Genomic DNA, 25,159 nt, shown 5'->3' with positions numbered 1-25,159 from the left:
CAAAGTGTGTAAAAATGTGTACTGCGAAAATAAATTGGTAACTTTCCACTGCAAATTTATATTTTTTTAACAATCTATTTCTTAATTATATGAATGATATTAATGTTGATGTGTTAATAATTGGAGCTGGTCCTTCGGGGTGCGTGGCTGCTGCTTATTTAAACAACAATGGAATAAGCTGCAAAGTAGTTGAAAAAAATATCTTTCCACGTTTTGTGATAGGTGAAAGTCTATTACCGCGTTGTATGGATCATTTTGAAGAGACTGGGCTATTAGATTGTTTGATGGCACAAGGATTTGAAATAAAATCTGGAGCTCGATTTTTAAAAAATAACATTGTTTGCAACTTCGATTTTAGCAAGAAACACACTCCTGGTTGGGATTACACCTGGCAAGTCCCTCGCGCTGATTTTGATAACACACTCGCTAAAGAAATAGTGAAGAACGGCGTAGATGTTTCGTTTGGGCATGAAGTTATCGATGTGCAATTCAATACTACCGATGAGAATATTAATCCGACTCAAGGGGTTGGAAGCTCTACCACAACTGTAAAGGATGAAAGTGGGAAAGAATATAAAATAAATGCCAAGTTTATAATTGATAGTAGTGGCTACGGAAGAGTTTTACCTCGATTATTAGATTTAGACAAACCTTCTTCTCTTGATGCTAATTCAGCCATTTTCACTCACGTTAAAGAAAATAGAAGACCTGAAGGCGTAGAAGGAACTATTATAACCTTTGACGTTGTAAGAGATGATGTTTGGCTTTGGGTGATTCCTTTTTCAAACGGTGTTACTAGTATTGGTTTTGTAGGACCAACCTCGTTTATAGAATCCTACAAAGGCACAAATGCTGAGAAAATGAAGGAAATGCTAAAAATTTCCGATTACTATTACGATAGACTAAAGAATGAAGAATTTTTGTTTGAACCTTATACTATTAAAAATTACTCTAAGGCTGTAAAACAACTTTACGGAAAGGGCTATGCTCTTACCGGCAACAGCGCCGAATTTTTAGACCCGGTATTCTCTTCAGGGGTAACTTTCGCAACCGAATCTGGATTAAAATCGGCCAAACTAATAACCAAAGAATTAAAAGGCGAACAAGTAGATTGGGAAGCAGAGTACACAGGGTATATTATGAGAGGTGTAGATGTATTTAGAACCTATGTTAAAGAATGGTACACAGGGAATCTTCAGAAAATATTTTTTCACCGACCTGAAAATCCTGTAATTAAAGAACAAATTTGCGCTGTACTTGCTGGTTATGTTTGGGATGAAACGAATCCTTTTGTAAAAAACCACAACCGCTTGGTTAAAACGGTTGCAAAGGTTATTGATATGGAAAATGAGCGATTAAACGAGTAAAGTTATTTTGCTTTCTTTTTTATGTTGTAAGCAACTTCCTTAGCTAGTTTGGCATAAGCTTCAGAAATTCTATATCCAGAATCGAAGTCGTAACCCATAGCGCCACTCCCTTCTACTTTAGTGTAATTGGCAGACCATAATACTTCGGAGGGGTTACTTGTTTTATAAACCGAAACCGTAGCTTCAAGCTTAGAGTTTTTTCTAACCACCCCAACGTTATATCCTGCCCACATCATTGTGGAATGAATTTTCATAGTGTATTCGGCATCTATATCTTTGGCTACGCGTACCTCACCATCAAAGCGCTTATTAAAAGATTCGATAAACTTTGGCTCATATCTTTCTTCCCTATCGGCAAACCAAGATTTTTTAAATTCCTCTCCAGCTCCAGCCTTTTTATTTTCACGTTTTTCCATTTTATCCTTTAAAAACGCTTCTTCCGAATCGTATTTTGGAATCTGAACTCCAGTGTAATCAAACTCCAAGTTATAGACTGTAATACCCTTAAGGTTCTTAAAACCCCCTTCTATCACCTTTACTTTCTGTGAAAACATAACCGTAGAACACAGTAAGATTGAAAGGATTAAAACTATTTTTTTCATAATTAAATTGTGTTAGTTAAATACATCTTTTAAAGATAGTTATCATCTTCTAATAAATTATTTAAATCGTTAAAATAATATCGAGGCTTATTTACAATATAGACCGAGCAAATTATTGTTTGCTATATATCTACTTCAAATAAAATACAGAATAAAAAAAGCTGCCTCCCATTAGGAGGCAGCTTAAATTGAATTTAACTAAAAATTAATTACTGCTTTATAACTTTGAAGTTTTCTGTTAATCCGCCTTCAAAAGTAACACGGAATAAGAAAGTTCCAGTTGATAATGCAGAAACATCAACCTTACCGTTAGAAACGTTTACGTTGCTCATTACTTCTTGACCCAATAAGTTGTAAACTGAAATTGACTCAATGCTTAAGTTTGAAGCAATGTTAAGTTCATTTTGCATTGGGTTAGGGAAATACGAGAAGTTAACTGCTGAGAAATCATTCACACCTGCAGTACCATCAACTGTAATAGTATAATCTTCAGTTTCTCCGTATCCTTGTGTTTCATCACAAGACATATCCCAAGTAGCTGTAGATTGACCTACTGCTGCCACACGAACTCTCATTCTATAGTCTCCATCAGCAAGACCAGCTGGTATCGCTAATTCACCTGTTAAAGCTTCATCAGATCCAGTTCCGATATAGAAGAATTCAGACTCTTCGAAAGTTTCGCTATTGTCAAAATCGATCCAAACAGATACAGACTCACTTGACCATCCATTTCCTACACTTACAGAGATTGGATAAGTTCCACCTGCTGCAACAGTTCCAGACATAGCAGTATAATCGCCATATCCATCAGGGCTACAAGTAGTAGTATTGTCTATTTCTTGGAAAGTTACATTAGTAATCATATCGTTATCTGTACAATCCAATACAGGGATACAGTAACCTCCACCAACAGTGCCAGTACCTACAGTGAATTTATAATCTTCAAATTCTCCGTAGCTAAATCCAGTTTCACAAGGATCAACATCTCCATTTGGATCTAACCAATGGCTAGCAATACGCATACGAGTATCTCCTTCTAAAGCATCAGCAGGTACTGTAAATGATCCAGAATGTGAGTTCTCATACGAAGAAGAGTTGTAAGCTACTTCAGTAGCAGTATCAAATACACCATCTTGGTTCCAGTCTACCCAAACTCTAAATCCAGCAGTTCCACCTTCTATATCAACAGTAAATTCAACATCACCACCTTGCTCTTGAGCTACAGTATGTGTATCATAGAAATCTCCATATCCATCAGCTGAGTACCCAGAAGCCATATTAGAAACATTATCAGATCCTCCAGTAGTACTGAAGTTATTGATAAAACGGCTAGAGTTTGTACCTTCAGGGATACAGTAAGTAATTGTTCCACCTCCAGTGTCACAATTTAAGTCGCTAAATGTAGCTTCTTCACCACCTGGAAGAACTCCGTCTAAAATTTCATTCCCATCAGTTAAAATAGTGTATGCTGGAGTATTATCTCCAAATGTACCAATAGAATTAATATAGAATTCTAGAGGTCCCTCAGCAGTAGTTGTTTGCTCGTCGTAGTAGCCTTGACCGTAGCCACCACCAGATAACAATACAGCACCACCTGCCTCTCTTAATTCCCATTCTACTTCATCACCAAAGCTTGTACCCTGAACGATTACTGTCCATTCACATCCAGCTCCACCAGCTTGTTCCCCGTGGATTTGGAAAGGCACTCCTTGTGGTGTATTTAATCCAGTATCTAACCAAGGACCCCATCCTGTTGAAGTTTTTTGTAGCGCGTCTCCTGTTGAAGTCTCGCCTAAAATAGATATAGGTGGCTGCCAAGGTCCAGAACCACCAGTACCATCAAATGAATATTCTAACCAGTATGTCCCAGCGCTTAAGGTAAGTCCTGTAATTGCAGCATTAACCTTTTGAATCATTCTAGCTCTACCTCCTTGGTCATTTTCTGCAACTCTATATGCGTTAATATTTTCTACTGAAGAGAAAACATTGGTAGTTTGGTCTCCCCAAACTATTGTAGAAGATGCATCACTAGGATTTCCATCCCAAATAGTTACATACATTGCATTAATACTAGTAGATGTAGCATTTGTTTGGTATGCATATCCTGTAATTTCAGTAACTTCAGTTTCAGCAAGTAATTCAAAATCATCTGCATAAGCAAAACCAGCTGCATTTGAAACATTACCACCTAAGGTGTTCATTCCATGAGTAACAGACTCAAGAACACTTAAGTCAGGGTTTCCAACTACGTTAACATGAGGTCCGTTATCGTAAACAACGGTCGCTTGAGTACGTGGATAAAAAGCTGTTGAAGTGTTTGGAAAACTAAACGTACTTGGATCTACTCCATTTACGGTTATTTCACCTACTCCATTAGTACGTTCGTTAAAATTAGTCCAACTTGAATTAGCTCTAGAGCTACTCAAATCTGTTTGGGCTTCGCTAGTCGGAACCGCTCCGAAAAACAACATCGTGGACATAAGCCATGATCCGCATAAATACTTTGGTATTTTTTTCATCATAATTAAAAAGATTTGGGGTTAAAAATTAAGTTATTATCAGAAGTAAGCAAGGCTCACCATTTTTTATCTCTGTAACACATTAAAGCAATCAAAACTTAACTAACATAGTTACCACGTTTTATAACTAAATAGCATTCGATACATTTTTGGTATGGAAACTTTGGAAATTTAATCTTCTGCCGTTGTACGTTTTCCAGACTTGTTAATTCTGTGATTTACAACTTTAGTAAGACGATTTGGACCTCCTTAATTTAATAGCACAAAAATTGATTTAATGTGTTTTTACATTAAGGTTTTAAAGAATTAATAAAAGCTAAAATTTTTTGCTTTGAAGAAAGAGCAGGGTATGCAAGAATAGCAGCGAATAAGTAATTTACTTTCATAATTCTAGGTTAATTAATGTTAATTCCTTTCAAACTTAGGAATAAATTATGATAAAAACCAATTCTTTTAAAATCTTTTTAAAAAAATAAAACACACTTAACAAAACGCTCTTAGGCATAGTAAAATCAAGCTTTTGCAGTAACACACTGTCTGTCAGTCACATCCGATTTTATGATGTTTTTCCAACTAAAATGAACAAAATAATTTTCGTTATTTTTATAATAACAAACACATACATATTTCATTAATAATCATTTAACATAATTAGTTATAATTCATTTATTTGTTTCTTAAATTCCTGATAATTTAACCTTTGACAAACTATTAAATAGTTTAAAGCAAATCTTATTTGGAAAAATCAGTTGTAGAGGAGTTACGATTAACTGAAAATTTGACTTAGAAACCAACAAAGACATAAACAATACTCTTTAAATCGTTTGTAGATACTCTAAAAAAGAAGTTAAGTTACCAAATGAACAATCATTTAAAGACAAGAATAACTTTTACTCAAGGACGAAAAGAGTGTTTTGTTTGGATACAATTGGTTAATGAGAGAAGATGGAATTAGAAATAGACCCTTAATTTTAAAAATAACACCTATTGTTTAGATTATAGTGTAACCAAAGAAACACACCTTGTTATTTACACCTTCAACAATGATCCTATGCTATATAATAAAAAAGTCACATATTTCTTGGATTAATAAATAGAAACAAATCCAACAAAAAAAGCCGCTGAATATCAGCGGCTTTTATATTTACACATGTTGAGGTTTAAGAAATACTCCAGATATCCACACCCTTAATCATAATTTAAAGACATGAAACAAGCAATCTCAACTTAAAAATTTATTCTTTGATGAATTTTTTAGTGATTTTAACACCATCTAAAAAATTAATCTCAACCAAGAAATAACCATCATTTAAATTTGACACATCTATAGTAGACTGACCATATTCAGTTTGAACCAATCGTCCTGTTACGTCATAAATATTGATTTGATCTATCGCTAAATTTTGAGGAGTGGTCATATTTAATTCATGAGCTGTAGGATTTGGGAAAACCTTAATTTGATTTTCAAAATTATTTTCTTCCATTCCCATAATAACTTCTTCACCATAAAGAAAGAAACTAAGCCCTCTAACGTCATCGCCGAAAGCGCCCCCTGTCATGTCATAAATTGACAACCAATAAGTTAAGCCAGAACCAAAAAAGTCATCTGGATCTATATTCATAGCATCGTTAAAGTGAAATGTTGTACTGTTAAACCAATTCCACATTTCAGGGTGATCTAACTTTTCAGCAAAATCAATTTTTACCGCAAATACCATCCAATACGTTTTACCCCCTTCCAAGAATAAATCAGGAGTTTCAACACTAAACTCATAGAGATAATCACCTCCTGATGTCATAGCTAATAATGGATTTGTTTTATCTAGATCTAATGAATAATAAGGCGTTCCTGATTTCTCTGGAATGCCGTTAGGGATACCTTCATTATTTTCATAAATATACAGCACTGCTCCAGTGTAGGTATTTTCTAAATTGTTCGCGAACTGATATCCAGGAAACGTGATGCTCGAAATATTAGCATCCGAATCAAGTACAACATCCTCACCAGAGTAATACCCTTCTCCATCTATCGATGCAACAGATGATCCAGAGCCCATTTGAGAATTTATTTCTTGCGAATACAAAAGAGAGTTACTTTCTTGAGCGTAGGTGTTAAACCCGCAAATAGAAAAAAAGGATAAACAAATAAGGGCAAAATAGTTCTTTTTCATAATTTTATTTTTTTCGCGAAAATATAAAATCATCTAAGAAACACACTGAAATGGGAAAGATTTTAATTTCTCTAAGATACTTCCAATTGACACAAACAAAAGACCAATACAGACAGAAGGACAATTGACATAAACAATCTGTTAATATAATAGAAAAGGATGTTTACTTTAACATAAAGTGATGCCAATAAAATTATTGCAATAAATACAACTTAACATCAACCCTGCAACTATCCCACTAAACAAGACAACTATCACCCAACCATAAAAAGAAAAACCCCGACCCTTTATTAAATCGGTATACCGCAAAGGGAAACGCCATAAACATAAAATGTCTTTAGCATTTTGTTTAAACCATTCACATTTACGTAAGCCAACAGCTTAAAAATCAAGATAAAAAACTACATAAATAAAAAATCCCGACCTAAATTTAGATCGGGATTTTTTTTTGTTGGCCCACTAGGGCTCGAACCTAGACTCTTCTGGACCAAAACCAGACGTGTTGCCAGTTACACCATGGGCCATTTCCATAATGAGGTTGCAAATTTAATACATATTTTGGCTTGTACAAACTTTTTTGAAAAAAATTTTATCTTCTTTTTTTAATTTCAACTTTTACCCTTAAAAAAAATAACATAGCAAGTTGAACGTTACCCTATTTACCTATGTAAGCTATATATATTATTAGTAAATTCGTGCCATCAAAACTTTAAATGTACTTATGGGTTCTTTCAACTTTAAAAAATGGAACAATATCACAGGTTGGATTGTTTTTGCTATAGCGCTTACTACTTACTGGCTTACGGTAGAACCTACAGCAAGCTTTTGGGATGCTGGCGAATATATTACCACTTCAAGTAACCTTGAGGTAGGTCACCCTCCAGGAGCTCCATTATACCAATTGCTTGGGGCATTTTTCTCAATATTCGCACCAGATGCCACATATATCGCACTTACCATTAACCTAATGTCGGTATTCTCAAGTGCATTTACCATATTATTTATGTTTTGGTCGCTTACAATATTGATGACCAATCTAATTTCTAAAAAACAAGAAATAGAAAAAACTAGCGCTTTAGCAATCTTAGGAAGTGCTGCTGTTGGTGCTTTAGCCTTTGCTTTTACAGATAGCTTCTGGTTTAACGCAGTAGAAGCCGAAGTATATGCAAGCGCGGCTTTTCTAATGTCGGTTTTATTTTACACCGCACTTCGTTGGGAACGCGAAATGCTTGAACCAAGAGGGAATCGATGGGTAATTCTTATTGCCTTTATTATCGGACTTTCATTTGGAGTGCACTTTATGGCGCTACTTACCATTCCTGCTATAGGTTTCTTATACTTCTTTAAGCATTACAAAACAGTTACAATCAAGAATTTTATCATTGCAAACGTAGTTACTGTAGCCATCCTACTCTTTATCTTCAAGCTATTGCTACCAATGTCGATGAAATTCTTTAGTGCTTCCGAAGTATTTTTTGTAAACAGCGTAGGCCTTCCTTTTAACTCAGGAACCATTATAGCTGCTTTACTTTTCGTTGTTGTGTTTATCTACACCTTGCGATTAACACGTAAAAAAGGTTTTGTACAACTTAATACAATTCTGCTTTGTGTGCTTTTTATCTTTATTGGATTTAGTAGCTGGTTAATGCTTCCAATCCGTGCTAATGCAGGAACAGTAATTAACGAGAACAACCCAAACAACGCCCGTGAACTTTTAGCGTATTACAACAGAGAACAATACCCAGAAACACATTTGTTTTATGGACCACACTTCACAGAAAGCTATGTAGGTCTAGATGAAGAAAATCCGTACAAAGACGATAAGCCAAACTACGAAAAAGATGAAGCTACTGGGAAATACGTTATTGTAAACAACTACAAAAACGCAAGTCAAAACACAGATGACGCTCAAAAAGGCTTTTTACCACGTATGTGGAGTACAGAGCACAGCTCTAACTATATGGAGTTTACTGGCGGATTAGATTTTTCGGTTAAAGCTGAATATCTTAACGAGCCAAGATTGATTGATGAAGTAAATAAATTTAAACAAGCTCACGCTCAAGGTTTGGTTGACACCAAGGACTTCGATAAGTTCCTAAAGAATTTCGGACAGTTCCTAGATATTAAGAGGCCTACCTTTCTTCAGAATATGAAGTTTATGTTCGAATATCAATTTGGATATATGTATTGGCGCTATTTTATGTGGAATTTCACAGGTAGACAAGACGACATCCAAGGTCAGTACACCGATCTACACGGGAATTGGCTGAGTGGAATTAAGTTTATAGACGAACTCCGCTTAGGAAGCCAAGACAACTTGCCAAGCGATATAAAAAACAATAAAGCACGAAATACTTACTTTTTCCTTCCGCTTATTTTAGGAATTATAGGTTTAGTTTTTCACTTTAAAAACGACCAAAAGAGCTTTTGGGTATTATTAGTGTTCTTCCTATTTACCGGACTTGCCCTAAAAGTTTACCTCAACGAGCGACCTTTTGAACCTCGTGAAAGAGATTATGCTTTAGTGGGTAGTTTTTATGTGTTTGCAATGTGGATTGGTTATGGCGCCTATGCCCTTTTCGATCTTGCAAAGGAATATATAAAACCTAAAATTGCACTTCCGGTGGTAATGATTGCTACTGCTTTGGCGGCGCCTATATTATTGGCATCACAAAACTGGGACGATCACGATCGTAGCAACCGCTATACTGCCCAAGCAATGGGGAAAATGTATTTAGATTCCTGCGATGAAAATGGAATTGTATTTACTATTGGAGATAACGACACTTTTGCCTTGTGGTATATTCAGAATGTGGAAGGTTATCGTCAAGATGTGCGTGTTGTAAACACAAGTTTATTCCAAACGGATTGGTATATAGACGATATGAAGAAAAAAGCGTTTACGAGCGATCCTATTCCGTCTCAACTAACACACGATAAATATCGTTTTGGTACTCGCGATTTCCTTATTCACCAAAGAACAAATCAAGATACTATTGACATTAAAACTTGGATGAATTTTGTTGCTAGCGACAGTCCTGCCACGCAAATGCAATTACAAAATGGTCAACAAGTACATACATTCCCTTCAAAAGTAATTCGCATTCCTGTAGATAAGGAAGCAGTTTTAAGAAATGGAATTGTTGACGCTAAAGACGCCGATAAAATTGTTCCTTATATCGATATTAATGTAAAAGGTGACGTTATCTACAAAAACCGTATGATGATGTTGGATATAATCGCAAACAACAATTGGGAGCGTCCAATCTACTTTAGTGGCGGAAGCTTTGGTGACGACGATTATATCTGGATGAAAGAATACCTACAACTTGAAGGTGTAGTTTACAAATTAGTACCAATTAAAACACCAATGAACAACCGTAACCCTTATGAAATGGGTCGTATAGACAGCGATAAGATGTACGACATCGTTATGTCTTGGGATTGGGGTAATAGCGGTAGCCCGGATATCTACCACGATACTGAAACACGTAGAAATGGTATTACCTACCGAAGTAATTTAGCGCGTCTTGCAGAAACCTTAATTAATGAAGGTAAAGAAGAAAAAGCTGAAAAAGTACTAGATCTTGGAATGGAAAAAATGCCAGTGAAGTATTTTGAATACTACTCGCTACTAGAGCCTTTTGTTATAGGATATTACGAATTAGGTAAAAAAGAAAAAGCTCGTCAAGTATATAATGATGTTACTAAGATTTACCAAGAACATCTTATTTACTACAACGGTCTTAAGTTTAATAGACAACGCAATATTGCTTCCGATATCATAAGTGATATGGAGCGCTACAGAAGTTTAATTCAGTTTGTAATTATTTACGACGATGAAGAGTTTGCCAAGTCTGAAGCAAAGAAATTCAACGATTACTTAAAGATGTTCCGTCATTTCTATACTCCAGATGAAGCGATTGACTTAGATCGAGAAATGGAAGCTAAAGAAACTCTTGAAGTGGAATTAGATTCTAGTATATTAGAAAATATGCAGCTGCAACCTTCTGAAGCTGTTGAAGAGGAATTGCCGATAAACTAAATTTAAATATTTGATTTGTTGAGAGGACACCTTCAACAAGAACAGACTTTAAAATTAAGAATAGCATTTATAACATTGTTTAAGCTTATTCAACTTTAAAATTTGAAATTTAAAATCGTAAAAATGCCCAGGTTTATTCAGCGGTTATACCCTGAACGGATTTGGGCATTTTCGCGTGCTAAAAATTCAGTTTACCTCACTTTTGACGACGGCCCTATTCCTGAAGTGACGCCTTGGGTGTTAAACGAACTAAAGAAACACCAAGCCAAAGCAACCTTCTTTTGTATTGGTAACAACATTCAAAAGCATCCTGAGATTTTTAAAAGTGTAATTTCTGAAGGTCATACAGTAGGGAATCACACCTACAACCATTTAAACGGATGGAAGACAAAAACTTCAAATTATATTGAAAATACCGAGAAAGCTTCTAAGAAAATAATCGATACCATATTACAAGTTAATGGCATGGATCAGAAGTCATATGGTTCAAAGTTATTTAGACCTCCTTATGGGAGAATAACTTCAAAACAAGCTAATATACTTCAGAAAAAAGGGTATAAAATTGTAATGTGGGATATCATAAGTTTTGATTACGACGCTTCCATTTCAAAAGAAAAGTGTCTTCAAAATGTACTAAAAAACATAAAGCCTGGAAGTGTTGTGGTATTTCACGACAGTTTAAAAGCCGAGAAAAATCTCAGGTATACTTTACCTAAAGTATTGAGTTATATCTCTGAAAAAGGCTGGAAGTGTGCCTCACTTTAAAATATATAGTTACTAAAAACTAATCTTTAGCAACTAAATATATTCTTTAATAAGTCCGATAAGAGTATCGGCATCTTGTTCTCCTCCTTGTCGCCATTTCATCTCTGCATCTTTATAAATCATAAATGTAGGAAGGTTTTTAACGCGTAAAGCATCAGAAAGTTCCTTGTTTTTTTCTACATCTATTTTTATAACGCGAGCATTTTCTCCTAGAGCAGTGGCTACTTCACGCAATACTGGATGCATCTTTTTAGAAGTTTCATCCCATTCTGCATAAAAGTTTAGTAGCACTGGAGTGCGGCTTTCAATTAATTCTCCGAATTTCGACATTCATCTAATGTATTAGTTGAACAATGTATTACAAATATAATAAAATAACTTCCTAATGTTACGTAGCACCTATAATGTATGCTTAGGAATAGTTTGGTGTGTTTTCACTTAACCACCTTACAAGGTAACAATTAATTAGTTAGGCTTCTCTTAAATTTTCACTGCTTTTAGTTTGAGTTAGACTTTTTTTAAGTTTAATCACAGTTATCTCCGGCCACATCCCTACTCTTCCTGGATAACCTAGAAATCCAAAACCTCGATTTACGTTTATATATCTTCCAAACTCTTGGTAAATTCCTGCCCAATTTTCATACCTGTACTTTATTGGGCTCCATTTAAAAACTCCAGGAATATCAATACCAAACTGCATCCCGTGGGTATGACCGCTGAGGGTAAGGTGAAAGTTTCGTGGGTCTTTTTTTACTTCAGATTGCCAATGTGAGGGATCGTGACTTAAAAGTATTTTGAAATCTTCTTTTGAAATTCCTTCACAAGCTTTGTCGAGATCCCCTGCTTTCTTAAAACCGTTTTCCCCCCAATTTTCAACTCCTACCAAAGCTATTTTCTGACCGTTTTTAGTAATAAATCGGTTCTCATTCAAAAGCAAATCCCAACCCATTTCTCTTTGGATTGATTTTAGCCTGTTAAGGTTTTCTACTTTTTCTGAAACACTATTCCACTTTACATAATCGCCATAATCGTGATTTCCTAAAACCGAGAAAACACCTTGTGGTGCTTTTAATGTACTAAACAACCCTTTCCAATCGTCCATTTCTTCAGCGAGATTATTTACCAAATCCCCTGTAAAAACAATCATATCACTTTGCTGTTCGTTGATAAGATTAACGGCGTATTCAACCTTGTTTCTATTGCTAAAACTACCGATGTGAACATCGCTAATTTGTGTAAGTGTAAACCCATCAAACTCATCAGGCAAGTCATCAAATTCTAATGCGTATTTTAAAACTTTGTAATTGTACCTCCCTTGAATCATTCCATAAATTAAAGAGGCAAATGGAATAGCAGCAATTCCCAAGGCAAGTGTACTTACAAACTTTCTTCTCGAAGCCATAAATGGTGTTTCACTGCTTCCTGCTACTTTCATATAAGTACCCACAAAAAACCTACCTATATCTTCAGCAAACATAAAAATAACGACTAGTAATTTCGGAACAAATAGCGCAAGGAAAGCTCCAAATACATACATAGTGCTTATCCCCATGTTCTTTCCAGCTCCCATTGCCGACAGCTCATAAATTAAAGCTCCCAAAACAGCTAGGGAAAGCAAAACATAAATACCGTAAACAAAGGGATTTCTAGTAAGTGTTTTCACAGCCTGAAAGGCATAAATATCAACGAGAATATAAACTGAAATAAAAATAAACCAACGCATAGTGTAGATAGAATTTTTAAAAGTAACAAGATTGAAAAACCTTTATCGCAAACTTCACTTTATTTTAACGATTATCAAGAACGGCATGTTTTTAAGCCATATAATATTATAAGCAATAAAATTGTTTAGTACCCAATCCTTTTATATAATCTTAGCGCTGTAAAGCTGTTAAATATTATTTTAGTATTTTAGAATCAGAATACTAAATATTGAGAACCTCACTTCTTTTTTTAGCTATAATTATCGGCTTTTCTGGATTTTCCCAAAAAAATCCAGAAACTAATGCTGCGGTTATAGATTCTCTTTTAAAGGTCACTGAAAGCTTATCTTCAGCAGATGAAAAAATAACAGCATTAACCACTTTTATTAGCAATTTACGTTACGGAGCGGGAAGTGAAAAGCTCATCAAAAAAGCGGAAGAAGTTTCTACCTTAAGCAATACCCCCAAGCTTCTCGCTACCACATATTATTTTTACGGAAACTACTATTACTACAATTCGAAGTTAGATTCATCACTTTATTATATCGAAAAATCAAAATCCTTAATTGAGGAAGAGGATTTGCCATTCTTAAAGTCTTCATTATACAATACTGAGGGTGGCGTTTATAGAATAAAGGGAGATATGCCACAGGCACTTGCACTAACCTTAAAAGCACAGGAATTTTTAGACAAAGTAGATACCAACAAGCTAAATGAACTAGATCTTAGAAAATTAAAAAAAGAGCGATTGTCCCTAGACAATAGTATTGCTAATTTCTATAATCAAATGGAAGAGTACGACAAGGCCTCCATTTATTATGACAAGGGTTATAAAGATGCCTTAAACGACAAATCATACATTGCTGCTGGAGTTTTCATTACTAATAAAGGTGATTTGTTTTTAAAAACTAACAAACACGAACAAGCATTAGAAGCTTTTCTCAAAGGAAAAGAATTAAAGGAAAAAGGTAACGCACCTCCTGTAATGCTAGTAAATTCAGATTTAAACATTGGAATTGCGCACACAAACTTGAACAATTTTGAAGATGCCTTGCCCTATCTAAACACTTCGATTGCCTTTTATGAAAGTAATAATATGTCTGGCCGATTAGCAGAAACACTAGCTTATAGAGGCGACTTATTTTTAAAGCAGGGAGAATATTCGCAAGCAATTGCCGATTGCGAAAAAGCCAAAGCAATGACTTCTATGTCTGATGGAATACAAGTGTTTTCCAAAGCATGTAACTGTTTATACACAGCATATAAAAGCACTGCCGACCTAAGCAAATCGCTTGAAAATTTTGAATTATATGTCGATGCTAGAGAAACTATTTTTAATGAGAAAAACATTAGAAAACAAACGCAACAGGAAATGCAGTTTGAATTCAATAAAACTTCTGCCCTTAAAAATGCTGAAATATCGGCACGTAAAAAAGAAAGTCAACTTTATGGTGTACTTTCAGGCATAGGTTTTCTATTTGCTGGGTTTTTAGGGTTTTTCTTTTATAAAAACAGAAAGAAAAATCGCTCTTTGGCAAAACAGAAAAAACTACTAGAAGCCACGATTGACGAGAAAAACGTGCTGTTAAAAGAAACTCATCACCGTGTAAAAAATAGTTTCCAAATAGTATCATCACTCCTCTATCTTCAGTCTGAAAGCATGGAAGATAAAAAAGCACAAGTTGCCCTTCGTGAAGCTCAAAACAGAGTGAAGTCGATGGTGTTAATTCATCAAAGACTTTACAACAAAGACCAATTAGTAGGGATTAACAGTAAAGAATATTTGGAAGCATTAACCAAAGATATTTTTGAAACACATCAATTTAAAAGTGAAGTTTTACCTTACAAATTAAATATTGAACCTATAGTATTGAGTATTGAAACAATAACTCCCATAGGTTTAATTTTAAATGAATTAATTGTTAATGTTTTAAAACACGCTTATAAAACTATTAAACCGGAAAGCATTCTTTTAATTGATTTCAGAAAAATAGATGACGAGCTTGTGCTAAAGGTTATTGATAATGGACAGGGTTTTGAAGGCAAAATTAAAGAAACCTCTTTCGGAATTAAATTAATGAAGGCATTATCAAAAAAACTAAAAGCTACTTTAAATTATAATTCGACGGTAAATAAAGGAACTGAAGTAATTTTAAAAATTAAAAAGTTTGAAATACTTTGATTAAACTAAGCTAAATATTTTGAGTAAATTAAATATATACATAGTTGAAGACGATCCGATAATCGCAATAACCTTAGAGTCTATTTTGCAGAAAAATGGGTATAGTGTTTGCGGTCAAGCCGATAATGTTGAAGAAGCATTAACCGAAATTAAAAGTAATAAACCTGATCTTGTTTTAGTAGATATTCAACTCGATGGTGAAAAAGACGGTGTTGATTTAGCAGAAAACCTAGACATGCTTAACAAACCGTATTTGTACCTAACGTCTCAAACAGATCCGCATACTATAAAAAGGGTTAAGCAAACGCGCCCATTGGGGTATATTGTAAAACCATTTACTGAAAATGGATTGCGAAGTAATATTGAAATTGCTTGGAATAACTACATTCACGATGAAGAATTTCTTTCTTTTTCAGCAGATAATGAACTTTATAAAATAAAGCAATCACAAATTCTCTACCTGAAAGCCTATGACAATTACTGCTATGTTATAACTACCACACGTAAGTATTTAGTCCCTAAAACGCTCAAGTACTTATCCTCTCAACTCAACCAAGAAAAGTTTATTAAAACACATCGTTCATATATAATCAATTTATTAAAAGTTGATGCGTTGTGTAAAAATGTTGTAATTATAAACAACATAGAAATTCCTATTAGCAACTCTCGAAAATCTGAGCTAAAACAGCTAATTCAAAGTTAATTTTTCATTCACTAAAAATTACACCCCACTCACTAAAGAATCTAAGTTAATTATTTTTTACAGTTTATATTCGATTTGTAATTATTCATAAACGCACTTTTAATAAAGATTTTGTTGCGGGTAATGAATCAAATTGAAAAGGTAGAAAATTTGGCTATGGTTAAAATCATAGTATAAATTGGTTTAGTTAATGGTATTTTAAACCATAGCTTCAATTGAGTTTTCAATTGATAATGAAGATAGCCACGGTGGGGCGTGGCTATTTTTATAAAAAACAATACCGAGATAAATTAAAGTAATTGTGGGGATAATTAATTTATAATTAGAAAACTAACTAACCGTGTTTTCATATTTCGGTATTAAAGGAAAGTCGCTTTTGAGGAGGAGCGACTTTTTCTTATTTAAATAAACACAGAAAGCATAAATCAATCCTATAGTTTACTTATTTTAAAAGTTTGCGACTTATAAGCCGATTCAACTTTCACCAAATAAATTCCAGTGTTAATTCCTGAGAAATCTATGGTAGTATTAACCGACTGTGGAAAGTGTTTAGAAATTTCTCTCCCCGCCAAATCGTAAACCGAGATACTGCTAATTTCTTCTACACTCTGAACATTAATAAAATCTGATGTAGGATTTGGGAATATTAACACCTCTTTTATCTCAGATTCATTTACCGAAAGATTGGTATTTATTCCAAAAATAGTTTCATAAGTCTTTCCTCCAAACGTAACTGTCACATTATAAACGCCATCTTCCCAACTACTGTCTGTAGGCCAAATCCAATAGGCCCAAGCAGCAAAATTATTAGGCCATTCCGAGACAAAATCGTAATCCCAAAGTATATTCCCGTTAGGCTTTTTCACTTGGATATTTGTTATATCGCCTGTTTGAATATCTCGATAGAACAATTTAAAATAAATCGTTTCGCCAGGTAAGAAATTAAGTTCTTCATAAGTATCTTCAATTTCTCCACAGTCATCATCTAATATTTCCGAATAATGAGTAGAAAGCGTAAGTATTTCGGGAACCATATAATCAGGTTGCTCAATCCACCAACTATCAGAATTTAAGTCATTACAAGGTCCGGCGTATGGGTCTATAAGTTCTCCGGCAGCATCGTGAACTTCAAAATGTAAATGTGGAATTGTGCTACTTCCCGAGCTTCCGGCCAAACCTAAATACTCACCACTTGCCACGGCATCACCAACATTTTTAGTTGTTGTACTTCCATCTTTAAAATGCCAATACCAAGATTGCGACCCATCGGAGTGCTCTAAAATCACTCCATTCCAATTTGGGTTTCCATTATTTACACAGTTCTTATCAAAATATCCATCCTTTTTCTGAATTATTATTCCAGGAGCAGCGGCAACTATCTCCATAACATCTTCTTCCATTTTTTTCCATGGATATGGCCACACTACATAGTCTGTTCCGGCGTGATTTCCAGTTGCCCAATCATAAGTTCGTTCTCCGCAGTTATAATCTAATAATTGACCTCCAGGAGCAATGTTGTGATCTACCTGATTGAATAATGAATAATATCCATAATCATTAAATCCTGACTTTGCTTTAAATGGAAGTTCAAAAAGCGGATGTGTAGTTGTTCTATTCTGAAATATTTCTGGATTAACTTCAAGAATTGCTCGTTTATTAGTTTCAATTTCTTGCAAAATATTCTGCCTATGCGCGTCGGGAATACACTCTATTTCTGAAATAGTAATAGGATTAAAATAAGCCTGAGACGGTGTGCTGTTTTGAGCAAATACAATAGACGACACGCTCAATAGAAAATAAAATACTGATGTTTTCATAATGTGAGATTTTAAAGATTAGTATGCCACTTTACCTTCCTATCGAAAAAAAATCAAGAAGTCATCATTTAAAAGCAGTTAACTTGTAAGTGGTATTATATTTTTTCAAAAACTACTTTTAATAATTAGTTATCGTGCATCAATATTTTTCTTTATTTTTGCCGCAGTAAACCCACACTATGGACTACAAGAGAATATTATTAAAACTTTCAGGGGAAGCCTTGATGGGCGAACAACAATACGGGATAGACCCAGTTCGTCTTAAAGAATACGCTCAAGAAATTAAGCAAATAACCGATAGAGGCGTACAAGTAGCTATAGTTATTGGCGGCGGAAACATCTTTAGAGGCTTGGCAGGCGCTAGCAGCGGAATGGATCGAGTTCAAGGTGATCATATGGGAATGTTAGCCACTGTAATTAATGGCTTAGCATTACAGAGTGCACTTGAAAATGAAGATATCCCAACCCGATTACAAAGTGCTATTAACATCAATGAGGTTGCAGAGCCTTTTATTCGTCGTAAAGCAATTAGACATTTGGAAAAAGGTCGAGTTGTAATCTTTGGAGGAGGTACTGGAAACCCATATTTCACTACAGATTCGGCTGCAGTTTTAAGAGCAATAGAAATTCAAGCTGATGTAATCTTAAAAGGAACTCGCGTAGATGGTATTTATACTAGCGATCCAGAAAAAGATAAACTGGCAGAGAAATTTGAATTTATCAGTTTTGAAGACGTGCTTCAAAAAGGATTAAAAGTAATGGACACTACTGCATTTACTTTAAGTCAAGAAAACGAATTACCAATCATTGTTTTCGATATGAATACCAAAGGAAACTTACTTAAAGTAGTTTCTGGTGAAAATATTGGAACAAAAGTAAATTTATAACGCTAACGCCACTTTAAGCGGTTTTTGTGTTATAAAATAATATTGAGTTTTGAGTTTAAAATTCTTAATTTTGAACTATTCAATTTTCAAAAACAGAAACTATAAATAATAAATACGTTCGGTTATCGAACTAAGTCGAGATATGGAAGACGAAATAGACTTTATAATTGATGGTACTAAAGAAGCAATGGCAAATGCGCTAAGGCATCTTGAGAAACAACTAGTAAACATTCGCGCTGGAAAAGCTTCTCCTTCTATGGTAGGAAGTGTAATGGTAGATTACTACGGTAGTCCTACTCCATTAAGCCAAGTTGCAAATGTTAACACCCCAGATGGAATGACAATTTCTATTCAACCTTGGGAAAAAGGCTTAATTCCAGAAATTGAACGCGGTATTCACTTAGCAAACCTAGGTTTTAACCCAATGAATAACGGGGAGAGTGTAATTATAAACGTACCACCATTAACTGAAGAACGCAGAAAAGATTTAGCAAAGCAAGCAAAAGCAGTTGCTGAAGAAGCAAAAATCGGAGTGCGTAACGACAGAAAAAATGCTAACAACGATTTAAAAAACTTAGATATCTCTGAAGACCTTAAAAAGAGTTTGGAAGAAGATGTTCAAGAAATGACCGACACTCACATCAAAAAGATCGATGAAATTTTAGCGAAAAAAGAAAAAGAAATTATGACTGTTTAATTTCCTTTTTCGTTAAACTATATACAATAAAGCGGCACCTGTGCCGCTTTTTTTTATTTTTACGACACTAATCAACAGTTTATTACACCTATGCGTAAGATTTTATTTTTATTCTCCTTTTTAATAGGAGTCACTGCTATTGCGCAAGTAAACAATGAAACAAATAACGATTCTGTAACGGGAATTAAAAAAACTTTTTTAGATTTTTCTAAAGAAAAAGGATATCCCCTTACTACTGGATATTTCCCTGTTGGTTTTTTCGATATCGATTTAAAAACACTCGTGAAGTACAACAATCACGAAGGATTACGCCTTGGTGTAGGTGGACTTACCAATGACAAGCTTTTTGAAAAGTATAGATTTGGCGGTTATGTTGCCTATGGATTTAAAGACAAGGAATTTAAATACAGCCTTGGTGGAAGTGCAAGAGTAAACAAAGAAAAAAAAACCTGGATAAGCTTATACTATACCGATGACATTAAAGAAATTGGTACTTATGACTTTCTAACCGATGCAAGGTTTTACTCTCTATTTGAACCAAGACTTTTAAATGTAATTGAGTTTTACGACTATAAAGAATGGCAAGCCAATATACAAAGTGAATTATCTCCAAGTATATTGACCGAATTCCGCGTAGCACATTCAGACGTAAACAATTTTGAAGACTACTATTTTATAGATGAAGGAAAGACATATAACCAATACAAATTGGCAGAAGCAATTCTATCTTTCCGAATAAAATTGAAGACAGATACTATAGTAAACGACGACGGAAATAGTGTGACAACTGATAGACTTCCTAAGGTAAGCACACAAATTACAAAAGGATTTAAAGACGTAGCTGGCAGTGATTTTAATTACGCCAAATTTGGACTTAAACTCGATTACGAAATAAAACGAAAAAACCTCTCTTCTACCAGTTTCATACTTCAAAGTGAAATTGCAACGGGAGATTTGCCTTTAACGCATTTATTTCACGCTTTTCCAAACCAACCTATTAAAGAAACACTTATAAAACGTTTTTCTGTAGCAGGTGTACAGAGTTTTGAAACGATGTATTTTGGAGAATTTTACTCAGATAAATTAGCAATGCTTCAAATGAAGCATACCTTTAGGAGGTTTAGATTAGCTGAAAAATGGAATCCAGAATTGGTGTTAATCTCTCGTCACGCTATTGGAGATATGAAGGATACAGACCGTCATTTCGGTATTCCTTTCAACACTTTAGACCATCCGTATAACGAAGCAGGATTAGAACTGAATAAAATTGCACTTGGATTCGGACTTAGCTTTGCCTATAGATATGGCTATTATAGCTTGCCAAATTTTGAAGATAACGTATCTTTTAAATTTACTTTTAATTTGAAGGTTTAGTAATAAATCTCGTTAGCTGAAAAATAGAGCTTTAACATAGTTTTCCACCTATTACATTGAGAGCTTTCCTAAATTGAGGGTCGTAAATGGAAGAGGTTTTATAAGTCCATTCTGCACCATTCTTCAATAACACTTTTAATATTTTAGGTTCGGTAATAGAAAAATACATGTAGTCTACTACCTTATTCTCTTATAATCGTAAATCTAAACAAATTCTAAAACAATTCTTTTAACGCATTAAGATACTCCAAAATACCCTTAAAAATAAATCGCCTACTTATAGGGAATCCTTACCTTTGCGGAATCTTTAAAAAATTGCTTTGAACAAACTTTTTAGCATCGGATTTTGGAGTTGGGTTGCACGATTTATCTTGCGCAACCGAACATGGATTTTAATTGTAATTGCCGCAATTACAGTACTTCTTGCACTTCAGTGGAAAAACATGCGCTTTACGTATACCGAAGCCAATCTACTGCCAGATGACCACCCAATAAATCTTGAGTACAATAAATTCCTTTCGCATTTTGGCGAAGAAGGAAACCTTATCGTGATGGGCGTGAAAGATTCGTCTATTTTCACACCTGAAAAATTTAAAGCGTGGAATAAACTTTCTGAAGACATCGGGAAGTTTAATGAGGTAGAACTCACACTTTCGGTAGGCAACCTTCAAAAACTTCAAAAGAGAACCGATACCACAGGTTTTGAGCTCGTACCCTTTATAAAAGACTCAATCTTTACCAGTGAAAATTTAGCAGGGTATGAAGACGAGCTCTTTAACAAGCTTCCATTTTATGACGGTTTAATTTATAGCCCAGACAAACAGTCTATTCGCTCGGCTATTTATATGAAAAAGGACATCGTAAATACCGCAGCGAGAAAAGATTTTGTGGTTGACGATTTAATTCCACTTATTAAAAAGTTTGAAGAAGATACTGGTGTAAAGGTTTATACCTCTGGTATGCCCTACATCCGTACACTCAACTCACAAAGTATTATTGACGAAATCGGACTATTTATTGGGGCCGCACTATTTATAACTTCCCTGATATTTTTCTTCTTTTTCCGCTCTTGGCGCGCTACGTTTATTTCAATGTTTACCGTAATAATCGGAGTAATGTGGGCCTTTGGATTCTTAGGATTACTGCAGTATGAAATTACTGTTCTTACAGCGCTAATTCCTCCATTGATTATCGTAATTGGAATTCCAAACTGTATTTTCCTAATCAATAAATACCAGCAGGAAATAAAACTTCACGGAAATCAAGCAAAATCGTTACAACGCGTTATTGCTAAAGTGGGGAATGCAACTTTAATGACGAACCTCACAACTGCTTCAGGTTTTGCTACTTTTATTCTGGTAAATAGTGAATTGCTTAGAGAATTTGGTATTGTAGCTTCTATCAATATAGTGGCTATCTTTTTATTGAGTTTATTCATTATTCCAATTATATACAGCTATATGGCGGTGCCTAAATACAAGCACCTAAAACACTTGAACAAAACGTGGATAAACAGTTTTGTGAATTGGATTGAGCGCATGGTAAAAGAACAACGCATTACCATTTCCATTACGGCACTGCTACTTCTTTGCGCAAGTATTATTGGAATTTATAACATCAAGATTTCTGGTAGTTTAATTGAAGATATGCCTAAAAACACTGGCTTCTTTGACGATATCCGCTTTTTTGAGAAAGAATACGAAGGTATTATGCCATTAGAGATAATGGTAGACACCAAAAAGAAAAAGGGAGTGATGAACCTTGCTACCTTAAAACGAATTGACAGGCTACAAGAACATATTAAGGAAATTCCAGAATTTGCTAAACCAATTTCGGTAGTAGAACTAGTAAAATATTCTAAGCAAGCCTACTACAACGGAAACCCTAATTACTATCAACTTCCTAATAGTCAAGAAAGAAGTTTTATTCTTTCGCACGCAAAAAGCAGTAATACCGATACAAATATGCTTAGCAGCTATGTAGATAGTACAGGGCAGTTTGCGCGTATCACAACTTTTATGAAGGATACGGAACCGGATAGATTCGACCGTATAGAAGAAGATCTAAATGCTGAAATCGCCAAAATTTTTCCAGAAGAAAGATATAACGTTACCGTTACTGGAAAAGCATTGGTATTTCAAAAGGGAACTCACTTTTTAGTAAATAACCTTATCCTTTCCCTTTCACTTGCAATTTTCTTAATTGCATTATTTATGGCCTGGATGTTCCGAAGCTTTAAAATGATTATTGTTTCGTTAATCCCTAACCTACTCCCGCTAATAATAACCGCAGGTGTAATGGGGTTTGTTGGGGTTCCTATAAAACCATCTACTATTTTGGTGTTTAGTATTGCATTCGGGATTTCGGTAGATGATACTATTCACTTCTTGGCAAAATACAGGCAAGAGCTAATTGCAAATAATTGGAAAATCAAGAAATCGGTATATGGCGCACTGCGCGAAACTACAGTAAGTATGTTTTACACATCTATAGTATTGTTTTTTGGGTTCTCAGTGTTTACAATATCTAGTTTTGGAGGTACAGTAGCATTAGGAGCATTAGTTTCAATTACGCTTCTTTTTGCTATGTTATCCAACTTATTATTGCTGCCTACGCTGTTGCTTTCACTTGAAAAGAGCATTGCAAATAAGCAAACAATGAAAAAGCCTGCTATTGAAATTTTATCTGATGGAGAGGATGAAGAAAATGATGAAAAATTAAAATAGCAAATTCAATTACACATTAAACAAAACCTTATCAATTTGGAATTTGGTGCTTTTACTTTTATGGAATTTTATTTAAAAGTATCTTTGTTCCACTTAAAATATGACCATGCGACACAAAACTATTGATGAATTGCTGAATAGCGAAAAAACCCACATTGAAGTAACTGTAAAAGGTTGGGTTCGCTCATTTAGAAGTAACAGATTTATAGCGCTAAATGACGGATCAACAATTAATACGCTTCAATGCGTAGTGGATTTTGAAAATTTTGAAGATGAAGTTCTAAAAAAGGTGACTGTTGGTGCAGCAATTAAAGTTGTAGGAACACTTGTAGAAAGTCAAGGGAAAGGTCAGAAAGTAGAAGTTCAAGTATCAAAACTTACTGTTTTAGGTGAAGCAAAACCTGAAGATGTAAAACTTACTATCCTTTCACCAAAAAGACATACATTAGAAACTTTACGCGAGCAAGCACATTTACGTATTAGAACCAATACTTTCGGTGCCGTAATGCGTACACGTTCAAAACTTGCATTTGCAGTACACGAATATTTTCAGAAAAACGGATTTAACTATATGCACTCACCTATTATCACAGGTAGTGATGCTGAAGGTGCAGGTGAAATGTTCCGCGTATCGGCTTTAGACCCTAAAAATCCACCACTTGATGAAAATGGAAATATAGATTACAAGCAAGATTTCTTCGAAAAAGAAACAAATCTTACTGTTAGTGGACAATTAGAAGCTGAAACTTACGCAATGGCACTTGGTAAAGTTTATACTTTTGGACCAACATTCCGTGCAGAAAATTCGAATACTAGCCGCCACTTAGCTGAGTTCTGGATGATAGAGCCAGAGGTTGCATTCAACGATTTGGATGCGAATATGGATTTAGCTGAAGACTTTATTAAATATGTTGTAAAATACGCTTTAGATAATTGTGCTGACGATCTTGAATTCTTAGAAAACAGATTGTTGGAAGAGGAAAAGAACAAACCTCAAAACGAACGTAGCGAAATGAAACTTCGCGAAAAGCTTCACTTTATTTTAGACAACAATTTTAAACGTGTAAGTTATACCGAAGCGATAGATATTCTTAAAAACTCTACTCCAAATAAGAAGAAGAAATTCAAATATTTAATTGAAGAATGGGGTGCAGATTTACAGAGTGAGCACGAGCGTTTCTTAGTTGAAAAACACTTTAAATGCCCAGTGATTCTTTTTGATTATCCTGCAAAAATTAAAGCTTTCTATATGCGTTTGAACGACGATGGAAAAACGGTTCGCGCGATGGATGTACTTTTCCCAGGAATTGGAGAAATTGTTGGTGGGTCTCAGCGTGAAGAACGTTTTGACGTATTGAAAGAGAAAATGGCCGCAATGGACATTGACGAAAAAGAACTATATTGGTACTTAGATCTTCGTAAATTTGGAACTGCTGTTCACAGTGGTTTCGGGCTTGGATTTGAGCGTTTGGTACAGTTTACAACGGGAATGGGGAACATTCGCGATGTAATTCCTTACCCAAGAACTCCAGGTAACGCAGAATTCTAATTATAATAACATAAGATTGTATTAAAACTAGCTACTTAATTATTTTAGTAGC

General features: G+C 34.7%; 16 protein-coding genes and 1 tRNA gene. 10 read left to right on the top strand and 7 right to left on the bottom strand.

Features of this window, described 5'->3' with window-relative positions:
- Positions 1-89 precede the first annotated feature (89 nt).
- Positions 90-1,367: an NAD(P)/FAD-dependent oxidoreductase gene (locus G3A46_RS03090; protein WP_165146081.1), complete on the top strand. Its 1,278-nt coding sequence runs from the start codon at positions 90-92 to the stop codon at positions 1,365-1,367.
- A 2-nt stretch (positions 1,368-1,369) separates the two neighbouring features.
- On the opposite strand, the gene G3A46_RS03085 is transcribed toward G3A46_RS03090, so the two are convergent.
- From G3A46_RS03085 to G3A46_RS03070, 4 genes are all read right to left on the bottom strand, one after another.
- Positions 1,370-1,969 carry a hypothetical protein gene (locus G3A46_RS03085; RefSeq protein WP_165146078.1) on the bottom strand — a complete coding sequence of 200 codons (600 nt, stop codon included), beginning with the start codon at positions 1,967-1,969 and terminating at the stop codon, positions 1,370-1,372.
- 209 nt (positions 1,970-2,178) lie between these two features.
- Entirely contained in the window at positions 2,179-4,491 is a 2,313-nt protein-coding gene (locus tag G3A46_RS03080; protein WP_165146075.1) for a GEVED domain-containing protein, read from the bottom strand.
- 1,232 nt (positions 4,492-5,723) lie between these two features.
- Positions 5,724-6,659 (bottom strand): T9SS type A sorting domain-containing protein, encoded by a 936-nt coding sequence (locus tag G3A46_RS03075; RefSeq protein ID WP_165146072.1) that lies wholly within the window; start codon positions 6,657-6,659, stop codon positions 5,724-5,726.
- A gap of 451 nt (positions 6,660-7,110) precedes the next feature.
- Positions 7,111-7,183, bottom strand: a tRNA-Gln gene (locus tag G3A46_RS03070).
- Between the two features lie 197 nt (positions 7,184-7,380).
- On the opposite strand from G3A46_RS03070, the gene G3A46_RS03065 reads away from it, so the two are divergent.
- The gene (locus G3A46_RS03065) at positions 7,381-10,704 is read left to right on the top strand and encodes a DUF2723 domain-containing protein (protein ID WP_165146069.1); all 3,324 of its coding nucleotides are present in this window, start codon (positions 7,381-7,383) and stop codon (positions 10,702-10,704) included.
- A gap of 123 nt (positions 10,705-10,827) precedes the next feature.
- Entirely contained in the window at positions 10,828-11,469 is a 642-nt protein-coding gene (locus tag G3A46_RS03060) for a polysaccharide deacetylase family protein (protein ID WP_165146066.1), read from the top strand.
- A 33-nt stretch (positions 11,470-11,502) separates the two neighbouring features.
- On the opposite strand, the gene G3A46_RS03055 is transcribed toward G3A46_RS03060, so the two are convergent.
- The gene (locus tag G3A46_RS03055; RefSeq protein WP_139856137.1) at positions 11,503-11,799 is read right to left on the bottom strand and encodes a thioredoxin family protein; all 297 of its coding nucleotides are present in this window, start codon (positions 11,797-11,799) and stop codon (positions 11,503-11,505) included.
- Between the two features lie 139 nt (positions 11,800-11,938).
- Entirely contained in the window at positions 11,939-13,192 is a 1,254-nt protein-coding gene (locus G3A46_RS03050; protein WP_165146063.1) for a metallophosphoesterase, read from the bottom strand.
- Positions 13,193-13,401: 209 nt separating this feature from the next.
- Between G3A46_RS03050 and G3A46_RS03045 the strand changes: the two genes are divergently transcribed.
- Positions 13,402-15,354, top strand: a complete 1,953-nt coding sequence (locus tag G3A46_RS03045; RefSeq protein ID WP_165146060.1) for a histidine kinase dimerization/phosphoacceptor domain -containing protein — start codon at positions 13,402-13,404, stop codon at positions 15,352-15,354.
- Between the two features lie 19 nt (positions 15,355-15,373).
- A complete protein-coding gene (locus tag G3A46_RS03040; protein ID WP_165146057.1) occupies positions 15,374-16,057 on the top strand; it encodes a response regulator in 684 nt (227 codons plus the stop codon).
- 431 nt (positions 16,058-16,488) lie between these two features.
- On the opposite strand, the gene G3A46_RS03035 is transcribed toward G3A46_RS03040, so the two are convergent.
- Entirely contained in the window at positions 16,489-17,874 is a 1,386-nt protein-coding gene (locus G3A46_RS03035; RefSeq protein WP_165146054.1) for a T9SS type A sorting domain-containing protein, read from the bottom strand.
- A 179-nt stretch (positions 17,875-18,053) separates the two neighbouring features.
- Between G3A46_RS03035 and pyrH the strand changes: the two genes are divergently transcribed.
- From pyrH to asnS, 5 genes are all read left to right on the top strand, one after another.
- On the top strand, positions 18,054-18,761 hold the full coding sequence (gene pyrH, locus G3A46_RS03030) for a UMP kinase (protein WP_139856142.1): 708 nt from the start codon (positions 18,054-18,056) through the stop codon (positions 18,759-18,761).
- 142 nt (positions 18,762-18,903) lie between these two features.
- Positions 18,904-19,458, top strand: coding sequence for a ribosome recycling factor (gene frr, locus G3A46_RS03025; protein WP_165146051.1), 555 nt, complete (start codon positions 18,904-18,906; stop codon positions 19,456-19,458).
- Between the two features lie 90 nt (positions 19,459-19,548).
- Entirely contained in the window at positions 19,549-20,832 is a 1,284-nt protein-coding gene (locus G3A46_RS03020; RefSeq protein ID WP_165146048.1) for a DUF5686 family protein, read from the top strand.
- Positions 20,833-21,152: 320 nt separating this feature from the next.
- A complete protein-coding gene (locus tag G3A46_RS03015) occupies positions 21,153-23,558 on the top strand; it encodes an efflux RND transporter permease subunit (RefSeq protein ID WP_165146045.1) in 2,406 nt (801 codons plus the stop codon).
- Positions 23,559-23,664: 106 nt separating this feature from the next.
- Positions 23,665-25,107: an asparagine--tRNA ligase gene (asnS, locus tag G3A46_RS03010; RefSeq protein WP_165146042.1), complete on the top strand. Its 1,443-nt coding sequence runs from the start codon at positions 23,665-23,667 to the stop codon at positions 25,105-25,107.
- Positions 25,108-25,159: the final 52 nt, after the last annotated feature.

This window comes from Aequorivita sp. KMM 9714 (genome assembly GCF_011065475.1).
Taxonomy (GTDB): Bacteria; Bacteroidota; Bacteroidia; order Flavobacteriales; family Flavobacteriaceae; genus Aequorivita; species Aequorivita sinensis.
The sequence above is the reverse complement of the archived record's forward strand: the minus strand, read 5'-3'. Positions and strand labels throughout refer to the sequence as shown.